The organism is Kitasatospora sp. NPDC057542 (assembly GCF_042801945.1).
Classification (GTDB): Bacteria; Actinomycetota; Actinomycetes; order Streptomycetales; family Streptomycetaceae; genus Kitasatospora.
Genome location: NZ_JBHVFE010000779.1, coordinates 1 through 2033 on the forward strand (window position 1 = coordinate 1; position 2033 = coordinate 2033).

Annotated in this window: 2 protein-coding genes and 1 tRNA gene; 2 read left to right on the top strand and 1 reads right to left on the bottom strand. The window is 76.6% G+C overall.

The genetic code is table 11. The annotated features are described in order from the left end of the window. Positions 1–56: 56 nt before the first annotated feature. Positions 57–128: transfer RNA gene (locus ACFU7Y_RS43385), tRNA-Val, on the bottom strand. A gap of 192 nt (positions 129–320) precedes the next feature. Here ACFU7Y_RS43385 and ACFU7Y_RS43390 point away from each other — a divergent pair. After that, positions 321–1727: a hypothetical protein gene (locus tag ACFU7Y_RS43390; protein ID WP_380771966.1), complete on the top strand. Its 1407-nt coding sequence runs from the start codon at positions 321–323 to the stop codon at positions 1725–1727. 170 nt (positions 1728–1897) lie between these two features. After that, positions 1898–2033: zinc ribbon domain-containing protein (locus ACFU7Y_RS43395; RefSeq protein ID WP_380771968.1), on the top strand; the 136-nt coding region annotated here is incomplete at its 3' end.

Here is a 2033-nt window from a genome sequence, read left to right on the forward strand (position 1 = left end):
GGTCGGGACACCTGTCCCGACCTGGGCCGCAGCCTCGGTTCCTGCTGTTCGGAGGGTGGGCGCGGACGGTTTCGAACCGCCGACATCTGCTTTGTAAGAGCAGCGCTCTACCACTGAGCTACGCGCCCCCCGCCGTGGCCCGGTGGGCGCACGACAAGTGCCTAGGGTACCTGGTCCCGAGGGGTGGTGTGGGCCGGGTGTCCGATGGGGCGTCGGGCGAGGCGGTGGAGTCGCCCGGGCGGGCGGCGCGGCGGGTGGGTGGGAAGGGGGCGGGCCGTGGGGTGGGAGGGGGTGACGGGCCGGTGGGGGGATCGGAGAGAATGGAGGCCGGATCAGCGGGTCGGAGCAGGGAGCGCGCAGTGACGGTGGCCGGCGGGAGCGGGCGGGGGCGGCGTCGGGCGGGGAGTGCGCTGACCGACGCGTTGGTGTTGCCGGTGGTGCTGGCGGGTGCGCTGGGGACGGTCGCACTGGCGTCGGCCGGGAGCGGCGGCTGGTGGGGCCGGCGCGGCGGTGAGGGCGGACGGGCGCAGGCGCGGGAGGCCCGGGCGGCGGCCCAGGAGGCCTTCTACGAGCTGGAGGAGACCCAGCGCGAGGTGCAGCTCGCGGTGGAGACCGTCCGCGCGGCCGAGGAGGGCCAGACGGCGCAGCGCGCGCTGGCCGACCTGGCGGCGATCTCCGGCCGGGTCGAGCAGGTCACCGTGAACTACCTGGCCGCGCTCGACGCCCACAACCTGGACAGCGAGACGCTGGACGCGGGCACCGCCGCGCAGGCCAAGCGCCGGCTGGAGGACGTGAAGGGCCAGCTCGGCTCGGCCCGGGCGGAGCTGAACGACTTCCTGCGGCGCCTGCAGCCGACCGTCCAGCACGCCGAGCAGCAGCTGATGCGGGTCACCCCGGCGGTGGAGCAGGCCAAGCGGGCGCTGCTCGCGGCCACCACCGCGTTGGACGAGGCGCGCGGCGCCGGCCTGCGGGCGGACGACCTGGCGGCCCGGCTGGCCGAACTGGCGCCCGAGCTCGGCCGGCTGAACGAGGGCCCGGCCCGGCACGGGGTCGCGGACACCCTGCGGCGCGCGGACGACGTGAAGCAGCGCGCCGAGGCGATCGCCGCCGACGCCGGGCAGTTGCCGGAGCGGGCGCGGGAGATCGACCGGCGGGTGGCGAGCCTGCGGACCCGCATCCAGGCGCTGGAGACCAAGGCCGCGACGGTCGAGCCCGCCCTGAGCGAACTGCGCCGCCGCTTCAGCACCGCCTGCTGGCAGGACCTCCAGCGGGTGCCGGACCAGGTCGCGGAGACGGGGCGCGCCGCCGAGCGCAAGCTCGCCGAGGCCGCCCGGGCCCGGGACGAGCAGCGCTGGGCGGACGCCACCGCCGCGATCGGGACGGTCCGCGCACTGCTGGAGACCGCCGACGGCTCGGTGCTCGCGGTGAACGACCGGCTGCGGCAGCTGAACGAGGTGCAGCACGACCCCAACCGGGAGATCGAGCGTGCCCGCTTCGCGATCCGGGACGCGCAGCGGCTGGCGATGGCCGGCCGCACCGCGCCGGACCCGCGGCACGCCGCCCCGCTGGACGAGGCGGTGGCCCGGCTGGACCGCGCGGTGGCCTCGCTGGAGGCGGCCGGCCGGCACCCCGACTACTGGCACTTCCTGACCGAGCTCGCGGTGGTACGGGACACGGCGGCACGGGTGATCGGGCTGATCCGCGGCGACCTCGGCGGCCACCGGTAGCAGCGGACCGGTCGAGCGGCAGACCGGGCGGGCGCCCGCCAGACGAGCGCCAGCCAGACGGTCGGCAGCCCGGCGAACGCCAGCCAGACGATCGGCAGCCCGGCGGTCGGCAGCCGGCCGATCCGCGGACCAGGCAACCGGTGGACACCCCCGCTGGGTACCCTGCCGGTATGCCTCGCTACGACTTCCGCTGCCGCTCCTGCGGAGCCACCTTCGAGCTCCGCCGCCCGATGGCCCAGGCCAACGACCCCGCCGTCTGCCCGCAGGGCCACGAGGACACCGTGAAGCTGCTGTCCACCGTTGCCG

What these genes read in the sequence shown, in the direction of transcription:
- ACFU7Y_RS43390 (WP_380771966.1), top strand. Translation starts at nt 321, where the DNA reads ATGGAGGCCGGATCAGCGGGTCGGAGCAGGGAGCGCGCAGTGACGGTG.